Below are 20,844 nucleotides of genomic sequence, written 5' to 3'. Positions count from 1 at the left end.
GCTTTGAAAAAATCTGACTACAGTTTGGCTCCATTTGTTCTCGGCTCTATTCCGCTGTGGATCGAACCGAAGCTTCTCGATGTCGGGGTAGACATTCCTTATCGACGCACCAAAATCTTCCTCTTCTTCACGTTTTCAATGGCTTTGCAGATGGGGGTGGTCTGTCTTATTCTGCTCGGCGTGGTTTCGGCTCTTCGCGGATTTTCCGCTTCTTCTGCATGGGTTTGTTTTTTTATTTGGGCTATTTCAGGTCTTTTCTTTGGGGTGCTTTTGGGATTGGCGGAGGTCTGGGACTTTACAAAGGCCAAAAGAAAACACGAGGCGGAAGCGGCAAATTCGTGAAATCCAAAAACGCAGCAATCAGATTCTTCAAAGAAAGATGCTGGCTGGTGCTGAACTTGATTGCCGTAACGCAACCGATGGGAGGTTAAGTAAATGAAATGTCGAGCAATTTTCGCCGCTGCATTGGTCTGCGCCACATTGGCCGGCTGCAGAACCGCGCCTCTGTACGAACCCACTCGCCGCGCATTGGTAACAGCAGAAGAGGACGAAGAGCGCACCATCGTCGGCCAACCCGTGCCCGGCACGGCGATTGCCCAGCTTCGTACCGGCATGTCCTACGCCGAGGCCCTCAAGATCATGGGCAAGCCGAATGCCGAAACGGTGAACAACACTGGCAAGGCGTGGATCCCCACGTACAACGGGACGGACCGATGGCGTCACTACCTCGCTTACAAGGGTCAAGGCGTGCTGGTCTTTGCTGGCGCGGCCGGCGGCGAGATTGCCGAGATCTCCCGCACCAAGTCCTACACCCCTGACGTGCTGATCCAGATCGTGCACAACCCCAAGGACACCGGTCGGTTCTGACGAGGCGGTCGCTGCACTTTTCACGCCAGTGACCAATGCTGCAGAGCGTCAGTGCCGACGATGCAGACAACAAAGATATTTGAGGGAGAGAACTTGAGAACGAACTCGCGTGCCATGTTGGCCGGTGTGCTGTTGGGCGGTCCGTTGTGGGCGCAGGCCCAGGTTCCCAGCACTCCCCAACCCTTCGTCGAACAGCAACGCCAGCAGGAACGCGAACGCGCCCTGCGCGAGCAGAACGAGCGCACGGTTGATCAGCGCCTGCAAGCCGCGCTGCCTGCGCCTACCCAGCGCATCCCTGAATCCGAGTCGCCGTGCTTTCGGATCGACCGCGTATTGCTGGTTGGCGAGCAGGCCGAGGCCTTCCAGTGGGCTGTTGCTGATCTCTCCGGCCCCGAGGGCAACGATTCACCGCTGGGTCGATGCCTCGGAACCGCAGGCGTCAACGTGGTGCTCGCGCGCGCTCAGCAGGCGGCCATCGCGCGCGGGTTCGTCACCACGCGGGTGCTGACTGCGCCGCAGGATCTCTCGACCGGCACGCTGACCCTTTCGCTGATCCCGGGCCGCATCGCCGCGATCCGCCTGACGCCCGACTCTTCGTCCACGCTGCTCGGTAATTCCGCCTTGCTGACCACCGCAATTCCTGCGCGTGTTGGCGATCTACTGAACCTGCGCGATATCGAGCAAGGCCTCGAGAACCTGAAGCGCGCTCCGACAGCCGAAGCCGACATCCAGATCGAGCCATCGACTGCGGTCGGTGCAAAACCCGGCGACAGCGATCTGGTCGTCAAGTACGTCCAGTCCAAGAAATGGCGCGTCACGCTGAGCCTCGACGACAGCGGCACCAAGGCCACAGGCCGCAACCAAGCTGGCGCCACCGTCTCGCTCGACAACCCTTTCGGCCTGAACGACCTGTTCTACGTCAGCGCCAACCACAGCGTCAACAGCCACTTCCTGTCCGAGCCGAGCTATGGCACCGAAGGCCAGACGGCGCACTACTCGCTGCCGTTCGGCTACTGGATGCTCGGCTTCACCGCCTCCAACAGCCAGTACCACCAGAGCGTCGCCGGCCTGAACGGCGACATCGTCTATGCCGGCAAGACCAACAACGCCGAGGTCAAGCTCTCGCGCCTGCTCTACCGCGACCAGAGCCGCAAGACCACGGTGGCCGTCAAGGGCTGGCGTCGCGAGTCGCGCAACTTCGTGGACGACACCGAGGTCGAGGTGCAGCACCGCGTGGTCGGCGGCTGGGAATTCAGCCTGAACCACAAGGAGTTCATCGGCGAAGCGACGCTCGAAGGCACGCTGGCCTACAAGCGTGGCACCGGCGGCTTCGGCTCGCGCGTCGCGCCGGAAGAAGAGTTCGGCGAGGGCACCTCGCGCCTGAAGCTGTACACGGCCGATGTCACCCTCAACGCGCCGTTCAAGCTCGGCGAGCAGAAGCTGCGCTACTCCGGCCTGATCCGCGCTCAATGGAACCGCACGCCACTCACGCCACAGGACCGCTTCGCCATCGGCGGACGCTACACGGTGCGTGGCTTCGATGGCGAGACCAGCCTGTTGGGCGAACGCGGCATGCTGATCCGCAACGACATCGGTTGGGCGATGGGGCAGAGCGGGGCGGAGCTGTATGCAGGCATGGACTACGGCCATGTCGGTGGCCGCTCCACGGTCGACCTTCTCGGTCGCAGTTTGGCAGGCGCCGTCGTCGGCGTGCGAGGCCAGTGGAGCAGGCTGAGCTACGATTTTTTCGTTGGTGCTCCCATTCGCAAGCCCGAGGGCTATCGCACGGCCAAGGTCACATTGGGCTTCAACCTCAACGTAAGCTTCTAGCCAGGGAGGCAATGACAGTAAAGAAGCGACGCAAAGACGATCAGCGGCGGGAGACGCAGAAGGTGTGGCAGCGAAGGCATCGGAGGACTTGGTTGTGAACTCAGTGACGCGACAATGACCTGATACTCCCGGATTGGAGCCTTGATGCCCTTCAAAAACCTCGCGCAACAGACACACGACTCCCTGACACGTCGAGCAGTCGCGCTGACAGGCGTCAAGCCCCTGGAGGTGCACGCGATCAAGTTTCGCACCGGCGGAATTGAGCTTGGGGCTGAACCGGCGGCGATTGCTGATCGGCTCCGGCATTGGACCAAGCTCAGCAGGCGCTGGATCTACGTCTTCGATACGACGGCAACTCAGGCCGAGCGGAAAGCGTTGGTCGAGTCGTTTTCGAAGGCGCGCGACGGCAAGACAGCGAAGTTTCGATACGCTCGATTGAACGACATACGAGGCGAGAGCAGCACGCTGTACATCGGCAGCAGCGAGTCGCTACGGACTCGGATTCGCAACCACCTCGGGTACGCGGTAGGCCCGTCTTCACTCAACATGGCTTATTGGGTGGACGCGCCCGACATCGAGATGCGTCTGCAGGCGGCCCGCTATCCTGATTCGCTCTCGAAGGAGGCACTGTGCGACCTTGAAGACTGGCTCTCCGTGAGCCTGTCTCCGGTCTTCGGTAAGCGCGGTTCCGTATGAAGAGGGACTGCGGCGCCTGCCGTTTCCTTCATGTCTAGATGCGACCCGCAGCCTTGACTGCAGGCGCCTCAGAGGGATCTTTGTCGAGGACCTTATGGCCGCATTCTGCTTGGCCGTGTTGTCGAGTCGTTCCGTCTTTTCGGCCGTACGCCGGCGGCTTGAATTGGGCTAGGTGGTGGCTTCATTGCATGGACGCCCAAGGATGTGTCCCATCGGCACCTGTCCGGCGCTACAGATTTGTCCCGAGCGACGAGAGTTGGCGGAAGAACGGCGTGGATCTGAACTAGCTGGTCAAGTACAGCAATGATGGACGAAGTGGCGAGGCGCGCTGATCGTGAGATTTCGCACATATACAGCTCACGCTGACGGTCCATCGCGATAGCGCGAGTTACATTTACTGACGCGTTGGATTTGTGGCCGATTTCACGTTGCGCTCTTCGATTGGTAAACACAGGAAGAAAAAATGGCGAGCTCATTGACGCAAGAGAAGATCATGGAAGTTCTGGAATGGGGCTACGAAAAAGCCGTGAACGGCATACCCGGCCTGGATTCGGCAAAAGAACTCGCCAACGACTATGCCAAGCAAGGCGGAACGCCTATCGAGCAGGCCAATTCGCTCATTCGCTGGCAAAACGCCAAAGCTGGAACCTCGGGATTCCTGACCGGACTTGGCGGACTCATCACCTTGCCCATTGCCATTCCAGCCAACATCGCCAGCGTGCTTTACGTGCAAATCCGGATGATTGCGGCCATCGCCCACCTCGGCGGGTACGACATATCTGACGATAGAGTCAAGACCATGGTGTTCGCCACCCTGACCGGCGATTCGGCCAAGGAGGTGCTCAAAGACATCGGCATCGCGGTGGGCAAGAAGGTTGCATTGAGCGCCATCAACAAGATCAGCGGCGCCACGATCACGAAGATCAACCAGGCTGTCGGATTCCGTCTGCTGACGAAGTTTGGCACCACTGGCATCATCAACTTGGGCAAGATGGTGCCCGTTCTCGGCGGCGTCGTGGGCGCGACTTTCGATTCGGTTGCCACCAACATTGTTGGCAACACGGCCAGGAACATCTTCATCGGGCAAGAGACGCCGGCGGGCGAAGCTACGGCGGCCTGATTTCGCGCCATCGAACGGCGCGCGCGCCGCCCCCATGAACCTCAACCGACCCGTTGCGGAAAGTCCGGTCACAGACCTCCCGTTCTTCACGGCCCATGATGCAGCGCTCGTTCGGGTGTCCTCGATGCGGGACCCGATGGGGCTGCTGCCTATCTGGAGTGCCGTAGGCAGGGAACTGGTTCCCCACCTTGCGTCGGGCGTAACCCAGCTCAGCGGTATCAAAGCCGTCCTGCTGATCCATTGGCTTGCCAATGGGCCGTTCCAGACCATGCTGGCAACACGCAAGTTCAGGCCGTATTTCCGTCTCATGGAAGGATTGGTCGAGTATTACCTTTGGGATCCTCTGACCCGCGACGGCCAGTGCTTCGGCAAAAGGGCGCTGTCCCAGCCGCCGCCCTTTCGGGTTCGCTGCAGCGACGCTGGCACCGTAGTGAATGGCCTCTACCAGTACTACAGCGGCACCTGCCGTCGCGCCGGCCTGCTGGATGCCAACTGGGAGCTGAGCGAACCCGTCACGAACATCATCACCAAGGTCTGGCAGACCGAAGCAACCCAGAGGTTGCGCTGCGCGATCGAACGTGTGCTTGATCTCCCGCAAAGCGGCTTCGAGCCGCAGACGCTGCTGGACGGTGCGCCCGAAATCCACAAAGCCTTGCGGGCATTCTTCGCTTCGCCAATGGTTACCTCCGAGATACGACGCAGTTTGCTGGGCGACCCCGCCCAAGAGGCGTTGGCTCGTCACTGCGCCGAGATCCGGACCAACACCAAGGCGGACCAACGCAGCACGAAGCTCTATGTCCAGCAACTGAAGATCCGCCTGGCCCGCCTCGACGATCCGGCCACCAGACTGCATCCCGCCCTCGAAAATGTCGAGCGATGCGAGCGATTCCTCGAAATCGTCCAGGACGGCTTCGACCTGGCACGAAGCCTGGGCGGCCGGACGGTGGCGCAAGCTGCCAACCACCTTGCGAAGCATCGGAGCGCGCATCGGCGAATTGCGGTGGAGTTCAGTAAGCTGGCCGGCCCTGCCCCTGGTGGTCGCTGGCAGCAGATGGCGATGCTGGCGGACCGCCTCGCCTGCGAGCCTGAGGACTTTGTCGAGGGCCTGATTCGCCACCATCAAGCACTCATGGCAGAGCGCGGATCCGATCCACTGTTGTCGACTGAGCAGCGAAAGATCGTCTCGGCCCTCGGGGAAGAGCGCTCCTTCGATGCAGTTGAGAAACATCTCGCCAGCGATTCGTCGTGGACCAACGGCTACTACCTCCCCACGGTCGCAGTCATGTACCCGCAACTCTTCGGCAAGCCTTGATGACGCAAGACGACAAGAGCGCGCCCGTGATGCGGCACGCGCTGGAGCACATGCTGGACCAGTTCGTAGACGAGAAGCCCGAATGGGCCGTGTTCACGACTTTCACTTTTGTGTCCACCTTCTTCGAGGCGAATGTGTTGCCGTTGCTCGGTGGCATCGCGGTCGAAGACCTGAAAGGCAGCAAACTTCTGCGCGCGGATCTGAACGACGCGTTGGCGAGCGTGCGCGTCGTCGTAGCGTGCGACCGCTCAGCAGAGCCGCAACCCAAGGGCGAACTGCGTTACGGGTTGCTGCCGGTCGGGCTGGAGCGGGGACGTTTTCATCCTAAGATCACGCTGCTTGGCGGTCGCCTGAAGTCGGGCTCTGGCAAGAACGGCATCTGGATGTCCGTCGGCAGCGGCAACCTGTCCTTGTCCGGCTGGGCACTGCAACGTGAGGTCGTGGGCGTGACCGCTGTGACACAGCAGCACAGCGATTCGCTTCGGCCGATGATCGAATGGCTCGCCGATCAGGCACGCCAGCGATTGTCGATGGCCGAAGCCAGCGGTGCACACGCGGAAGGATCGGTCGTCGAAGTGCTGGACGGTGCGCTACGCGGACTTCTCGACCCGGCATCGCTCGCGCCCGCAAGTCCGACGTCGCCAACACTGCACCTCGCGTGGCCGCCGGGACTCGCGCGGCCAGACGCGCCGCCAACGGCACTCCTGCCTGCACTGATGGGCAACCGTCGATGGGAGCATGCGGCCGTCGTGTCACCGTTCTGGTCGGGCGTCGAAGACCTCGTGGCGGCGCTGGGCGTGAAGACGTGCATGCTGGTGCCGGCACCGTCGTCGGAAGGGCGTTTTCACCGCCTCGCGGACGCGCCCATCGATCGCTGCGAGTACGGACGATTTTCAAGCGACAGCGGTCGCACCTCGCATGCAAAGGGCGTGTTGCTGAGCCGCGCTCGCGAGCATGTGCTGTGCATTGGATCGGCCAACTTCACGCAGGCCGCCTGGATGCATGGCGCAGGGCAACTGTCGAACGTCGAGGCCGTGTTGCGATACGCAGTCACCGGCGCATCGCCTTGGCGCTCATTGTTCCAGGAGTTGCCGCCGGAAGACATGGCCCCACCCTTGGAACCCGGCGACCCGGACGGCGAACAAGCGCCACCGCTGCCCCCGTTCGAAGCGGAGGCGGTCTGCGACTGGGGAGCAACGCGCCTGAAGATCCGCGTGCGTATCCATGCGGACGCGCATTTGCGAGGTGCATCGCTGTCGATCGCCGAGCATTCATCGCCAGTGGATATTCGAAAGGCGTCTTTGCAGTGCTTCGATTTTCCAGCGCCTCCTGCGCGCCTGGTCACGAACTTTGATTTGGCCTACGCAACTGCCGACGGCCGCACGTTCACGTTCACCGGCCTGGTATTGCAGGTCGATGCGCCCGAGGATGTGCTGGGCTACAGGCCCAAGCCCAAGCTGAATGACGTGCTCAAGTTCCTGCGCAGCCTCCGCCCAAACGAAGATCCAGGCAAGGCAAGCAAGCGCGCACGAGGTGGCGAAGGCGCCGAGGACGACGAAGCGGACAATGACGAGTCGGCGGCGCGCTCGATCGACCTGTTCGCATTCTTCCAAGGCACGTTCCAGCTGCGCCGCTACTTCCAGAAGCACTCGGAACTCGACCCTTGCGATCCGACACTACCTTTTGGCTTGGGGGTACTGCACCGTGCCGTAGTGCTCCAGGAAGCACCGGACGACGAGTCGACGATTGCCCGCTACGTGCAGCTTGCCGAATTGCTGGCCACTCTCGATTCGCTGCGTCGCCACGCGCCACCACCCGCATACGAAGCACTCCGCACGCAGGTCGCCGGGCAAGTGCGAACGTTGGAAGCAGAGGTGCTCGAGCGATCGAGTCACTCCGAACTGTTTCAACGGGTTTTCTCCAAGAGCCAGCCAACCGAACGCAGCCAGATGCTGATCGAATGGTTCCGTCGCGAACTGCAGGTGGGCGATGCCTGAAAACCTGATACCTAAAGAACTGACGGCCGGCCAGATCCGCAGCTTCATCAACTTCGACGGCGGCGAACACGTCGACGTCGAGGGCACGCAGCAATCACGCGCGCAAAGCGAAGGCGTGGCGGCACTATGGCACCTGCTGCGCAGCAAGGGCTTCGCCTACCTGGCCGACGAAGTCGGCATGGGCAAAACCCGGCAGGCGATGGCGGTTATCGCCCTGCAGTTGCTAGAAGACCCGAACGCTCAGGTTGTCATTGTCTGTCCCGGCCAAACACTGCAAAGGCAGTGGCTGGGGGAATGGGATGCGTTCCTTCGCAGTTGCTACAAGCTCGTGGACAACCGCCTGCGCAGCGCCGTCACGGGGCTGCCCGTGAGCCGCGTTGCAATGCACGAAAGACTCAGCGATTTTGCGCATACCCTGCAGTTGAACGAGCGCCGAATTCATTTGTTGAGATATTCATCGTTCAGCCGGCCGCTCTCCTTCGGGGTGTTGCCTCGCAACGGCGAGATCGACCTGAACGCCGTTTTCGCGACCTATGCGGCGGCGTTGATTCCGCTGAGCGCGGAGCCCTCAACCAAAGACAGGCAGGCACTGCAACACGCACTGACGCCGGGCACGGTGCTTCTCGCGGCCCGCGAAGAGCTGATCCATGCGCTCAGTGACCGGTACGCGACGCAGGTGGGGCATCTCTTGTGCGCGCGTGGCATCTCGCTGGCGGTGTTCGACGAGGCGCAGTATCTGCGTCACATAGGCAACCTCCAGAACCGTCACATCCGGCAGGTGTTTCGCCCGCATGCCCGGCGCTGGCTTTTCCTCAGTGCGACCCCGCTTCACAGCGGTCCGGGCGACTTGCGAAGTCTTGACGCTTACCTGGGCGATCCGCCCTCCGTCGAAAACCAGGCTCCTCATTGCGCGAGATGCGCCCCCCAAGGGCGCTCTCCGCAGATTGCGGCGCGCATGAAGCCCGGAGCAACTGCCTATCAGGACGTGGTGGACATCATGCGGGAGTTCACGGTGCGGCGCGTGCGGACGTACCAGGACGGCGACGGCAATACTTATCTGAAGAGTCAATACCGCCGCTATCAGCGTTTGAAAATTTCAGGAACAAAAGACCCGTTCACGGCACTCACCATGGCGCTCGTGCAAAAGCGACTTGTGCAGGCGCTTGACGGACACAACAACCGTTTTTCGCAAGGCGAGTGCTCGTCGTTCGAATCCCTGGCGACATCGGTGCGATCGCACAGGCAGCGTGCCGCCAAAGCCAAAGCCAAAGCCATGATCAAGGCAGGGACAGGCGCAGAGGAGCTCGATCAAGGCGAATTCGAGAGGGGTACTGATCGCCTGCCCAGAGACGCGCAACCGAGCATCGACCGCGCAACCATCGACGCGCTCACGACGTCGTTCAATGAAGCCGCCTCGCTACTGGATCGGCGTTCCGACCCAACCACGGCCCGAAGGTACTCGCTGCCGCACGCCAAGCTGATCGATGTGGCCCGGCGCGTGTTCGAGAATAGTCTGCGCGATGCGAGCTGCCACAAGAGTCTCATATTCGTTCGGCGGCTGGACACCGTCGACGAACTATTGGATCTTCTGCGCACTGAATTCCAGCAGGAAGTCGATCGGCGTCTCTCTATCTGGCATGACTGGCTGGCCGCACCGGGCTCGGCCCTGGTGCTTCGCCAGCCGCATTGGGTGGATGGACGGTTTTGGAACTCGGCTGCCGATTCAAGCGAGGACGCGGAGAACGACTCGCAGCCCGACGAGCCCTCTGGAAATGAATCCGGCGACACACCGGGAAAGGCAAATGAACTCGAATATTTCCGCGCGCTGCGCTACCTGAAGGGCGAGGTACGAGGCAAGCTGCACTCCTTCCAGGCACGCCTGCGTGACAGGCGCCTCACGCGCAACCCATTGGGAGCCTTCCTGCAGGCGCGCGAAGAGCAATTGAATGCGGCGGATGCCGAGGCTTGGGATGCCGCCGACGAAGCGTGGGATGAACTTGTCGAGGTCTGCCTCGGCGAGACTCATGCATCACTCACGGGCCCGGGCCAGTTGCTGCATTGGCTGGTGCATCGCCCAGAGTCAGGCAGCCCGGCGTTCTGGAAGCTCGCCACACTACAGCGCTGCCTGCTGCAGTCGATGCGACAAACCGATCTGCTCGTCGACCTGTATGTGCTGAACCGCCATGTGAGCAGCCTCGGAGTTGACGGCCGCGCCTGGACGTTGCCCCAAAAGTTGCTGTGGATGCTCGGCGCGGGCGCTGGCCTCGGGCAGGGTGCTTTCCCCGAGCAACTCACCGACTATGCGAGCAATTGGCGAGCCAAGTTTCGCGACTGGATGCTGCACTTCGACACCATCATCGACAAATGCCTGCGCGGCGGAAGTTCGGCCGGGTGGGAACAGATCCATGAGCGCGCGAACAGTGCCTTCGACCGGATGCAGCCCGTGTTCGGTCGTTCCGGTCGGCTAGACGACCAAAATGCGGTTCCCCAATTCAAGTTTCCGGTGCATCCCAACGTGCTGGTATGCACCGACGTACTCAAAGAAGGCGTCGATCTTCATTTGTTCTGCGACGACGTGATTCACTACGGAGTCGCATGGACCTCCGGTGACCTCGAGCAGCGGATCGGACGTGTGGACCGGTTCGGCAGCCTGATCAGCCGTCGACTGGCAATCAGCAGGCAAGAGCACTGGACGACGCAGGGCCGGCCGCGTCTGACGGTGGAGTTTCCTTTTTTGGACGGCACCTTGGACGCGCCGCAAGTCAATCGCGTGATCCTGGCCAAGGTCCGCAGCGACATGCGAATGGATCTGGGACGCCGGAGCGATGAGATCGACAAACTCGGCGAACTCAACCTTGACGATTTGGACGACTCAGATGGCACGTCGGCTTCAGCGGCCGCGCCAGTCGTGTCTTTCTACCCGGAGGGGGTGCCCAAGGACGACGCATTGCAACTGCCGGCTCCGCCAGATCTGATCGCCGACATGCTCGCTTGCGATGCCTCGACTACCCTTTCCCACCACCGCGACGACCTGCACATGCCGCGACTGGGCGTTGTTCGCATCCGCGGCAAAGTCGATGCGGCCTTGTCCGACAATCCATTGTTGCGGCGGGTGAAGATGACAGGACGCAAGTCTGTGTTCGACCGGCAAGAGGAATGGCTCACTTGCGACGCCCGCGAGAGCACCAGTCTTTCGTTGGGCCGAGCCCTGCGCGAAGCGGGTCCGGTAAGCACGACCGCGTTGGAGGGGAGTTGCCTTTTTCGCTTCGACACCGTGTGGAACACGCTCGTTCACTGTGCCACCGTCGATCTGCCGCTGGCGCCCGCCCCGGCGATTCTTCAGCCTGTATTGCTTGAAGTGCTCGGCGATTTCCTGCTGCTGCGCGCTCCGTTGTTCCCCGCATGCGAAGTCCATGACGATGCATGGCTCGGCAACAACGCCCAACGATGCGAATGGGCCCATCTCACTTCGGACGCGAGCATCGTTTGGCTGGTGTCGTTCGTCGCGAGAAGCAATGAGCCCGCGGTCATCGCGGATGTGGTGGATCATCTGGCGTCCCGCCTCGGCCAGCTCGCCGGATCGATCGGGCCAGGGCTTTCGCGCTCGCTGAACGTGACGCGTTGTACGTATCGCAGCCGCACGGCACTGCCTCCGTGTACCGAGATCGCGGCCTTCTGGCGCAACGAACGAGGAATTCCGATGATCGATGCCAAATGGCAAGGGGCAGGGGATTTCCTGTCCGGAATGGAAGCGTGGTTTCGCGCTGCTTTCAGCGAGGTACTGGTCACATTGAAAGACGTGACGTATTCGCATGAAGGGCCCATGTCGATCGCCAAGGGCGGCGTGCTACACCTTGCAACTCAAGGGCCGGAACGATTTAGCCTGCAGGCGTTCGTGCAGCCGGGGAACGTGGTGTCCGACCCGGACGGAGTCATCGAGGGCCCCTGGATCGTGTGGGAACTTGTGGCTAGCACGTCGACCTTGGGCGCGAAGCCCACCTTGCCTCACACGCCTTGGCACTATATGCCCCACTTTCCGTCGAGCGAAGGATGGCATGGTGAGCAGAAAGAGAATCGTCGTGTCTATGTCAGCCAGGACGAACGGTATCGCTATCTAGCGGTCTATCACCGTCCGACAGCTTGGGATGTTCACCGTTCCGCGCTATTAGCCGCATGGACTGAGGCGTTGCCGCGGATGCAGGGCACCAATTTTCAGAGGCAAGCATTGCGGCAGTCGTTTTTTGAATGACGACGGAGATCCTCCCATCAACCAATAGTCAAAAATGAAGCTCTCTCGTGTGCCACCTTGATCGCATTTTTTGCAGTAGGCCTTGGTGAAAGTACCTTTTGGTCCTCGAAGGTCATGATAGAGCCCAGTGCCCCGGCCTGCTCGGCCATGTAGCGCACGGGTGTCTCGCAGATGCGCCAGTCCATACCGGCCTGTCGAGCCCAGACTTCGAGGGGTTGCTTGGGAGGCAACTGGTTGCCCTTCGTGCCGGGGGTCTGCCGATGGCGACAACGGCCTTCTTGCCGGTGTCGAGTGGATTAATGCGCGGTGATTGGCAGGCCGGGCAGGCAAGGTCCGGTGACGCCGCGAATGTCTCGTGGTGTTGAAAAGTTTCATCGTTGAAAGCGGTGGATGTGAAGTCGTGGTCCATGAGGTGTGGGGGATGCGGATGAGCGCCTCTGAAAGCGCACCATGGGTGACGCGATGGCTGCTCGGCGGAGCGAGAATGTGCTCGTAGTTAGTGACCGACTATCCGGCTAGGGCTGGCTGGGACGATTGCCGTGAAACCGTACTAAAGAACGAGGAGGAGCAAGTCATGAATGCATCCGTCACGAAGGCTGATCCGGTGGCGGCAATTGCCGAGGACGTGCTTGAGACGTTCGATGCCGTCGAATGCAGTGCTATTGAAGGCCTGCGCGGAGACGCGTATCTGACGCCAGATTCGATCGGCATAGCTAATCCTGTTCGTGCTGAGAAGGCGATGCAGGCCCTGGTGCAATTGAACGCCGAAAAATTCAACGGATTCACGCTGCTCAGTCGAGAGCCGGCGGTTGCACGCGTGGTCGTTGTCGATAACTCTGGCGAGGAGCGCACGTACTACGTGTGCCGCACAAGTCCTCCGACGGGACTCCGTGTGCCGCTCATTTCGTACCGTTCGCCCGTCGGCGCCATGGCCTCGCGCGAAGTCGGGGACAGGTTCACATTGCCAAACGGCAACGTCGTGGTGCTGCGGCAGCGTGCACGGCTGCGCCCCTACAAGCAGGGTACGTGGGACTCGCGTGACAGCATCCTCGAGGGCGATTTCGGCACCGTAACCGTGCAATCGTTGCGTGAACTGCTTGCGCCGGCAAGCGCCGCGCTCGATGACGAATTGCTGGCCGAGTTGTTGGCTGAGGACAGCGCTTCGGAGAACGTGATCGATGGCCTTCGTCGCAGCGTCATCACAAAGATGGGGTTGCGTGACCAGCCGACTCTGGACCGGTATCAGGATGCCATCTTCCGGTTGCCCCTGAACAGTCAATTGCTCATCTTGGGGCCACCGGGTACAGGCAAGACCACGACACTCATTCGCCGGTTGGGTCTGAAACTCGATCCTGAGTTCCTCGACGACGGAGAACGAGAATTGGTGCGGCGCATGGATGAAGCTGCCGAGGTCCCTCATGCACAGAGTTGGCTGATGTTCACGCCGACCGATCTCCTTCGCCAGTATGTGAAAGAGGCGTTTGCGTTGGAGGGCATCCCGCCGCCCGAGCAGCGCATCAGGACGTGGACCGACTTTCGTCTGGATCTAGCTCGGAATCGATTCGGCATCTTGCGCTCGGCCGCTGGCGGGGGAATCTTTGTGCTGAAGGACGCGGCGCCAACATTGGCCGTGGCTGCTCATGAACGCCTGACTGACTGGTATGCCGATTTCGACCGCTGGCAGAAGGTTGCCTGGCTAGATGCGGTCAGGCAGGCGGCTGAGGAATTGCAAGCGGACCCCGACGCAACGGTGGCCGCATTGGCGCGTGCACCCATGGAACTGCTGACCAATGCGAGTCCGGACGACATCGACGAAGTGATCGACGGACTCAGTCGTGAGTCGCGCCTGATCCAGGCGCGGATTTCCGAGATGAAGCTATTCACAGATCGCAAGGTGAAGGAAGCATTGACCTTGCAGGTGAATATCAACCGAGAATTTCTCGATGAGTTGGCCAAGTTCATCGACACGTTGCGAGATACCAGTGATGGCGACGAGGACGAGGACGACGACAGCGAGAGCGATGACGAAGAAGTTGCAGGGGGAAGGGCGGGACGCGCTATGGCGATGCAGGCTTACCAGCGCTGCGTGCGCGCTCAGGCACGCGCGCATGCGCGCAAGCGATCGATGGGTAAGAACTCGCGCAATGCCCGCATTGCAGAGTGGTTGGGTGACAGGGGACTCCTCGTGCGGGATCTCGCCGAAGTGGGCAGTAGCCTGGTACGGCAATCCCAGGCACGTCGGTTGACCAATCCCGCCGCGTCGTTCATCAATGGCATCGCCAGGAGATACAGGCTTTTCAGACGCACCCGTCAGACTGAGAACAGTTGGTATCAAGCATCCGGCTATGCGGTTACTGACTTGAATCCATTGGAGCTTGATGTTGTGCTGCTGGGCATGTTGCGCAACGGGGGCAGTCTGCTGCGGCGACCTTCGGTGCGCCGGGCTCGTGACGAGCCCGAGTGGGCATCACTGCACATCGTGCAAACTAGCCTTCGTCAGCAGATCCTTGTGGATGAGGCGACAGATTTTTCGCCCATCCAGTTGGCCTGCATGGCCGCCCTAGCCGACCCGGTGGCGCACTCCTTTTTCGCGTGCGGCGACTTCAATCAGCGTCTAACCCCCTGGGGCAGCCGGACACTGGCCGACATCACTTGGGCCAGTCCAGGTCTGACCCATCAGACAATCACGACCTCCTATCGCCAGAGCACTCAGTTGAACGAATTGGCCAAGGGCATCGCTCGAGCGGGAGGAGGGAGCGCCGACATGATCACGTTGCCGCAAGGGGTGAACAATGACGGCGTGCCACCGGTGCTCGTCGAGCACTTGTCGGTGCAGGACGGTGATGCTGCCTCGTGGTTGGCGATGCGCATCAGGGAGATCGAAGCCTTCGTCAAGAGATTGCCTTCCATCGCGGTGCTGGTGATGAACGAAGCCGAGGTGCAGCCATTGGCGGAAAGCCTGAGCGATCGACTGGCCGACAACAACATCCGTGCCGTGGCTTGCCGGGATGGACAGACAATGGGCAAGGAGAACGACGTTCGGGTGTTCGACATCCAGCACATCAAAGGGTTGGAGTTCGAAGCAGTATTCTTTGTTGGCATCGACCGGCTTGCTGCCGTCCAGCCTGAACTGTTCGACAAGTACCTGTATGTCGGAACGACCCGGGCTGCCACCTATCTCGGGATGACGTGCGAAGCTGAATTGCCGCCGGCGCTCGAATCGCTTCGATCGATGTTCGGGAAAAAATGGGCGAAGTGAGATGAGGTGAAGGCGCCGAGGATTTGTGCCCACCCGGTGATTTTGAGTGTTCAGGGAGGATCGTGATACACCAATGAAAAACATCAAACAGCTTCCAGAGGACGAAATTGATGAGTTTGAGCTCGTCGCTCAGCACTACGCGCGGTACAACAATCCCTGCACGTGTTTCGCTCTTGGTCAAGGGGCGCTGGCGCCGGGCCGCTTTCGTCGAGGGGCGAATCTCTCAATCAGTGGATCATCGACCGCATCGAGATCAAGGCGCAGCCAAGAAGGCTGCGCCTTGATTCGAGGGAACCGGTTTCTCTTTCTCCTGCGGTTGGAACTGGGGCGTTAAGCCTTTGGCGTTGCCATGCAAATTGCTGCGGGTCGGCTGCAAAGGGGGAAATAGTCCGGTAATACGTGCCAGTCGCCGTGCCATAATTTTTGGCATGCTTCTGGACGCGCCCGGGTGGTGAAATTGGTAGACGCAGGGGACTCAAAAATCCCCCACCGAAAGGTGCGCCGGTTCGATTCCGGCCCCGGGCACCATGGGACAACATCACGCCGTCTCAAACAATATCGAAACCCGCTCGCTTGATAGGCGCAGCGGGTTTTTCTTTGCCTCAAGCCATCTCAACCCATCGCATCCCATGTCGGTACTTCCGGTTGAGCTGGCCCCTTGAATGACAGGACACGGTCTATCGCTTATCTTTAAAGATAGGAGTAGGACTGTGAGTACGACTAGGAATACGGATACCGTCGAAGTGATCATGAGGGACCAGCGCCGCAGGCGCTGGTCCCTTGCAGAGAAGGCCGCACTGGTTCGTCGAAGCTACGAACCTGGCATGAGCGTGTCGCTCGTCGCACGTCAGGAAGGCGTTGCCGCCAGCCTGCTGTTCCAGTGGCGCAAGCTGGAGCGGCAAGGGGCGCTGACGGCTGTATCGGCGGGCGAGGCTGTGGTGCCGGCTTCGGAACTGGCAGCCGCTCGTGCCGAGATCGCCAAGCTACAGCGCGTGCTTGGCAAGAAGACGCTGGAGAACGAGATCCTCAAGGAAGCTGTGGAGTACGCCGCGGAAAAAAATGGATTGCGCGCTCGCCCTTGCTGGACGGGGACGGCCAGTGAAGGCCGTCTGCCAGGCCCTTGGGTTGGCGCGCTCGAACATTCATCGCTTGCAAGCTCGCTCCGAGTCCTGGATCGACGCCCGGACACGACGCACGGCGCCTGCAAGCGACGTGGCCTTGCTCGACGAGATCAAGGCCCAGATCACCGAGTTGCCGACCTATGGCTACCGGCGTGCCTGCGCGTTGGTGAACCGGCATCGAGCCACCACCGGTGCGACGCGAGTGAACGCCAAGCGCATCTACCGCGTGATGGCGGCTCATGCATTGCTGCTACCGAAGGCGCCGAGACGGCGCCAGTCCAGCCGGCCCCATGAGGGCAAGGTGGCCGTCGCGCACAGCGACATGCGCTGGTGCTCGGACGGCTTCGAGATCAAGTGTGATTCGGGGCAGACCGTGACCGCGACCTTCACCAAGGACTGCTGCGACCGTGAGATCCTGGCCTATCGGGCATGGGAGGGCAAAGGGCTGCCGGGCGAGCCGGTGCGCGAAATGCTCATCGAGGCCGTGGAGAAGCGCTTCGGCGGCGTCGAGGGTGTTCCCAGTACCCACGTCTTGGAGTTCCTCTCGGACAACGGGGGCGCCTACATCGCTGCCGAGACCCGGCAGATCGCTCGACAACTGGGCCTGAGCCCAGTCAACACGCCCGTGTGCAGCCCCCAGAGCAACGGCATCGCCGAGAGCTTCGTGAACACGTTCAAGCGCGACTACGTCAGCCGCATGGACCTTGCCGATGCGAGAACGGTGATGGCGCAGATGGCCGCAGCCTTCGAGCACTTCAATGAGGTGCATCCGCACTCGGCATTGAAGATGAAATCACCCAGGGAGTTCAGGCAGCATCGCGCTGCCAACCAGCGTCTTGCTCAGATCGAGCAGACGCTACATTGCGAATAGCCCGTGTCCTGAAATACGGGGGCAAGATCACGGTATGGGGTACGGATCTGACGCGTGATTGCAAAATCCTCCCAGGGCATTTTCGGTATCCTCCCGCCTATGTGCTCGTGTTGACTGTAGCTGGCTACATTGGCGTGCCGATACAGCGAGCGACTTTGTCTTGTGCCCAGTGCTCAACTTCTACGACCCATACTTCCGGCAGCAGTTGACAGCGCAGGCTTCCCTGCATGCCGCAGCAGAAGCAACGGCCAGCGCCTATCTGGATGGAAAGCCCAAGCTTCGCGGAAAGTACAAGGTCACGTCGGCAGAGCGCGACATTGATTTCTGGTCGAGTCGATTTTTCGAGGAGTTGCCCTCGGAGGTCTGGGGATCGGACCTGATGGTGTTGGCGCTGGCACGGTATTTTGCGCAGGAACGCGTGGCCAATGTGGATCTCCTGGCGCGCATCGCCACAGACTCACCCAGCGCCTTGCGCAACGCGGTGCGCTACTCCGGACTGGTCCTTTGCCAGCATTCCCCCCGCCGGACGGATTTCGACCAGATCGCGGGAGCTCATCCCGAAGTTGCCGAGCTTTGCAAGGTTCTCGACGTCTTCGAGTTGGCGCACCGTGACCGGCTCACGGCGTTGGAGCACGCGCGGAGCGCATTGAGGGAACTGACACCATTCGATCTCCTGATTCATGCCAGCCTGCATGCCTTCGAGCACATCCTGCCCCACAGCCTTGCACCGTCGCCCCGGTCGGACGGTGCAGCCTCCGCCGATGAGGTCACTTGGCATGCTATCAACGACATCCTGCTGTGGAAGCTCGCCACCGCGCCAGAGAGCGCGCTGAAACTGCACGAGGCAGATATCGGCCGCTCGCTGGGCGAGCACCTCGCCCCGCTCTTGTCTCCGTCTTCGACGGCGCAGTCAGTTGTTGCGCATGAAATGCGAGCCGCGTTCGGTGCGCTCCTGGAAGCACAGATCGAACTGAACGAATTCGTCTCCCTATCCGCTGATGCGTTCAGCTACGACGACGGCATCCGGTTTGTCCGCAACGGAGCGGTGTTGGAAATCGAGGAAATGGAGCCTGTTGCACGTGCCCCGTGGTCACGGGACGGCCGCAAGCTGGCGCGATTGCACGAGTACTGGTTCTACAGGGCGCTGGACGAATTCGCTGGCTCGGAGATCGCGACGCACACGATCGGACGACCGGAGAACCACGAGGCGAACCGGTTGGCCTACATCCGCGCGATGCGCACCCGGCTACAACTCACTGAAGTCTACGGCGTGGCAGACACCGTGACCACGGACGCGGGCGATTCGGTCGACTTGTTCCAGGCGCTGCTCTCGCTGGAGCTGATGTCGGCATTTTTCCTTCACGATTTCATTGGCGAGTACGTCAAACACCTTGATGACTCTGCGGATTGGGTGACCGCGCTCGAAAAGCTCATCGTCGGCGGTTTCGGCCAGACTCTGGAGAACCGCCTGCCGCTCACGTGGTCGGATCGTGAAGCCAAGATCTCGCGCATCACCGGGTGGACGGTGAGTTCCAAGACACCGCAAGGCAGTCCTCGCATGGCGGCCCGCATTCTGGATTTTTGGACGAGCGACTGGGCTTTGCTGGCGGCGCAGGTCCGCAACTCTCAAGCTGGCTTGCGGCCCGAACTGTTTGAACGACCGATTTTGAAGTTCGGGCAGCGCCTGGTGCAGCTGCCTTGGCTGGTCGGCATGCAGAACAACAGCACCGCTGCGATCAACAACCTGCGCCGGCTTGGCGCGCGAAGGGGTGAGGCGCGAGAGGAGACGCAGCGCATCGAAACGCGCCTTGGGACGGCGTTGGAGGCGCGCGGGTTCAAGGTGATGCTGAACTGGCATCCGCCGACGGAAACGCATGGAAACGCTGGCGAGGTCGACCTGATCTGCGCCAGGGATGGCACTGTCTTCGTTATCGAGGTGAAGTCCACGTTCGTCCGCAAGTCGCAGCGCGACGCATGGCTGCACGCCACAACGACACTGAGACGCGCGGGACAGCAGTTGCAGCGCAAGGTGGCCGCCGTGCTTGAGGCGCTGGCGCGAGGGGGCGAGTTGGCGGGTTGCCTCGGGCTGGAACTAACTGGAAGCGTACCGCCGATTCATGGTTGGATCGTCGATACCTCGATCGAACGGGATCACGAGAGATTCTCGGGATTTCTCAAGCTGTCGCTGGAGGAGCTTTTGATAGCGCTGAGAGATGACAGTGAATCGCCCCGGCTTTCATGGAGGCCGATTGGTTTAAGTCAAGCCGCCATCTTGGCGGTCTGACTGGCGAGTTGCCGGTAATAGTTTGCCTCAGCTTCTGCAGGCGGGATGTAGCCGATGGGTTCGAGCAGGCGATGGTGGTTGAACCAGGCCACCCACTCGAGCGTCGCGAACTCCACCGCCTCCTTGGTCTTCCACGGTGCTCGGCGATGGATCAACTCGGCCTTATAGAGGCCGTTGATCGTCTCGGCCAGGGCGTTGTCATAGGAGTCGCCTTTGCTTCCCACTGATGGCTCGATGCCAGCCTCTGCAAGCCGTTCGGTGTATCGGATGCTGACGTATTGCGACCCGCGATCGGAGTGACAAATCAAGCTGCCGTCGCGTTCGGGTTGACGGTCGTACAGCGCTTGCTCCAAAGCATCGAGCACGAAGTCCGTGCGCATCGAGTTGCTGACCCGCCAGCCCACGATGCGTCGGGCGAACACATCGATCACGAAGGCGACGTACAGCCAGCCCTGCCATGTCGACACGTACGTGAAATCCGAGACCCATAGCTGGTTCGGGCGCTGTGCTCGGAACTGCCGGTTGACACGATCCAGCGGGCATGGTGCTCTGGCATCGCTGATCGTGGTCTTCACCACCTTGCCGCGCATTACGCCTCTCAGCCCCAGGCGCCGCATCAGACGCTCGACTGTGCAGCGGGCCACAGCCGTGCCTTCGCGTGCCAGTTGCCTCCAGACCTTGTCGGCGCCATAGACCTGCATGTTGGCCTGCCAGACGCGCTGTATCGCCGGCATGAGGACATCGTCGCGGTGTGCTCTGGCGCAGCGCTTGTGCGGCTCACGCAGCAGCGCCGCGTGCCGCCGGTAGCCCGACGGGGCGACCTGCAAGACCTTGCAGATCGGCTCGACCCCGAAGGTGCCGCGATGCTTGTCGATGAAATCCCTCAGGACTTCAGCCGGCGGTCGAGCTCCGCCTGGGCGAAAAACGCGCTCGCCAGCTTCAGGATCTCGTTGGCTCGGCGCAGCTCCTTGACCTCGCGTTCGAGCTCCTTCATCCGCTGGGCCTCGCTGGTCGTCACGCCTTCTCGAACGCCGTTGTCGACCTCGTCGCGCTTGACCCATTCGTTCAGCGTCTGCGGCACACAGCCGATCTTCGGTGCGATCGACTCGACTGCCGCCCACAGCGACGGGTACTCCCCGCGGTGCTCCTGCACCATCCTCACCGCGCGCTCACGCACCTCGGGTGAAAACTTGTTCGACTTCTTCATGGCTCAATCCTCTCAGAGTGTTGAGCCTCCA

General features: G+C 61.2%; 12 protein-coding genes, 1 tRNA gene and 1 other annotated feature. Of the genes, 12 read left to right on the top strand and 1 reads right to left on the bottom strand.

Annotated elements, in window-relative coordinates; all coding sequences use genetic code 11:
* Positions 1-3: 3 nt before the first annotated feature.
* The 12 genes from VARPA_RS31145 to VARPA_RS19560 all read left to right on the top strand — a co-directional run bounded on the left by VARPA_RS31145 (position 4) and on the right by VARPA_RS19560 (position 19,606).
* Positions 4-342, top strand: a complete 339-nt coding sequence (locus VARPA_RS31145) for a hypothetical protein (protein ID WP_144299016.1) — start codon at positions 4-6, stop codon at positions 340-342.
* Between the two features lie 93 nt (positions 343-435).
* On the top strand, positions 436-867 hold the full coding sequence (locus tag VARPA_RS19610) for a hypothetical protein (RefSeq protein WP_013542325.1): 432 nt from the start codon (positions 436-438) through the stop codon (positions 865-867).
* A 114-nt stretch (positions 868-981) separates the two neighbouring features.
* Complete coding sequence (locus VARPA_RS19605) at positions 982-2,697, top strand: ShlB/FhaC/HecB family hemolysin secretion/activation protein (protein ID WP_013542324.1); 1,716 nt, start codon at positions 982-984, stop codon at positions 2,695-2,697.
* A gap of 144 nt (positions 2,698-2,841) precedes the next feature.
* Positions 2,842-3,393 carry a hypothetical protein gene (locus VARPA_RS19600; protein ID WP_013542323.1) on the top strand — a complete coding sequence of 184 codons (552 nt, stop codon included), beginning with the start codon at positions 2,842-2,844 and terminating at the stop codon, positions 3,391-3,393.
* A 493-nt stretch (positions 3,394-3,886) separates the two neighbouring features.
* Positions 3,887-4,513: an EcsC family protein gene (locus VARPA_RS19595; RefSeq protein WP_234974793.1), complete on the top strand. Its 627-nt coding sequence runs from the start codon at positions 3,887-3,889 to the stop codon at positions 4,511-4,513.
* Positions 4,514-4,547: 34 nt separating this feature from the next.
* On the top strand, positions 4,548-5,825 hold the full coding sequence (locus VARPA_RS19590; protein ID WP_013542321.1) for a hypothetical protein: 1,278 nt from the start codon (positions 4,548-4,550) through the stop codon (positions 5,823-5,825).
* Positions 5,825-7,822 carry a hypothetical protein gene (locus tag VARPA_RS19585; protein ID WP_013542320.1) on the top strand — a complete coding sequence of 666 codons (1,998 nt, stop codon included), beginning with the start codon at positions 5,825-5,827 and terminating at the stop codon, positions 7,820-7,822. Before VARPA_RS19590 ends, VARPA_RS19585 begins: the two co-directional genes overlap by 1 nt.
* Positions 7,815-12,071 carry a helicase-related protein gene (locus VARPA_RS19580; RefSeq protein ID WP_013542319.1) on the top strand — a complete coding sequence of 1,419 codons (4,257 nt, stop codon included), beginning with the start codon at positions 7,815-7,817 and terminating at the stop codon, positions 12,069-12,071. The genes VARPA_RS19585 and VARPA_RS19580 overlap by 8 nt, the downstream gene beginning before the upstream one ends.
* Positions 12,072-12,645: 574 nt before the next feature.
* A complete protein-coding gene (locus VARPA_RS19575) occupies positions 12,646-15,330 on the top strand; it encodes an ATP-binding domain-containing protein (protein WP_013542318.1) in 2,685 nt (894 codons plus the stop codon).
* A 442-nt stretch (positions 15,331-15,772) separates the two neighbouring features.
* Positions 15,773-15,858 (top strand) — tRNA-Leu (locus tag VARPA_RS19570).
* A gap of 221 nt (positions 15,859-16,079) precedes the next feature.
* Positions 16,080-17,322, top strand: a protein-coding gene (locus VARPA_RS19565) for an IS3 family transposase (protein ID WP_086011063.1) whose coding sequence is annotated in 2 segments (ribosomal slippage) — positions 16,080-16,381 and positions 16,380-17,322 — 1,245 coding nt in all. Because the reading frame shifts where the segments join, the coding sequence is not laid out codon by codon here.
* A gap of 169 nt (positions 17,323-17,491) precedes the next feature.
* Positions 17,492-19,606: a hypothetical protein gene (locus tag VARPA_RS19560; RefSeq protein ID WP_049794440.1), complete on the top strand. Its 2,115-nt coding sequence runs from the start codon at positions 17,492-17,494 to the stop codon at positions 19,604-19,606.
* Here VARPA_RS19560 and VARPA_RS19555 read toward each other — a convergent pair.
* Positions 19,582-20,813 (bottom strand): IS3 family transposase gene (locus tag VARPA_RS19555; RefSeq protein ID WP_416367497.1). Its coding sequence is split into 2 segments (ribosomal slippage): positions 19,582-20,522 and positions 20,522-20,813, totalling 1,233 coding nucleotides; the frame shifts between segments, so codons are not numbered across the junction. The genes VARPA_RS19560 and VARPA_RS19555 overlap by 25 nt on opposite strands.
* Positions 20,419-20,535 (bottom strand) — a sequence feature (AL1L pseudoknot). Its footprint overlaps the gene before it by 117 nt.
* Positions 20,814-20,844 lie beyond the last annotated feature (31 nt).

The organism is Variovorax paradoxus EPS, from assembly GCF_000184745.1.
GTDB lineage: Bacteria > Pseudomonadota > Gammaproteobacteria > Burkholderiales > Burkholderiaceae_C > Variovorax > Variovorax paradoxus_C.
Note: the sequence above shows the minus strand (reverse complement) of the source record. Positions and strands in the feature narration are given on the sequence as shown.

Coding starts and splice junctions, on each gene's coding strand:
- VARPA_RS19610 (WP_013542325.1), top strand. CDS start 436: ATGAAATGTCGAGCAATTTTCGCCGCTGCATTGGTCTGCGCCACATTG.
- VARPA_RS19605 (WP_013542324.1), top strand. CDS start 982: ATGTTGGCCGGTGTGCTGTTGGGCGGTCCGTTGTGGGCGCAGGCCCAG.
- VARPA_RS19600 (WP_013542323.1), top strand. CDS start 2,842: ATGCCCTTCAAAAACCTCGCGCAACAGACACACGACTCCCTGACACGT.
- VARPA_RS19595 (WP_234974793.1), top strand. CDS start 3,887: ATGGAAGTTCTGGAATGGGGCTACGAAAAAGCCGTGAACGGCATACCC.
- VARPA_RS19590 (WP_013542321.1), top strand. CDS start 4,548: ATGAACCTCAACCGACCCGTTGCGGAAAGTCCGGTCACAGACCTCCCG.
- VARPA_RS19585 (WP_013542320.1), top strand. CDS start 5,825: ATGACGCAAGACGACAAGAGCGCGCCCGTGATGCGGCACGCGCTGGAG.
- VARPA_RS19580 (WP_013542319.1), top strand. CDS start 7,815: ATGCCTGAAAACCTGATACCTAAAGAACTGACGGCCGGCCAGATCCGC.
- VARPA_RS19575 (WP_013542318.1), top strand. CDS start 12,646: ATGAATGCATCCGTCACGAAGGCTGATCCGGTGGCGGCAATTGCCGAG.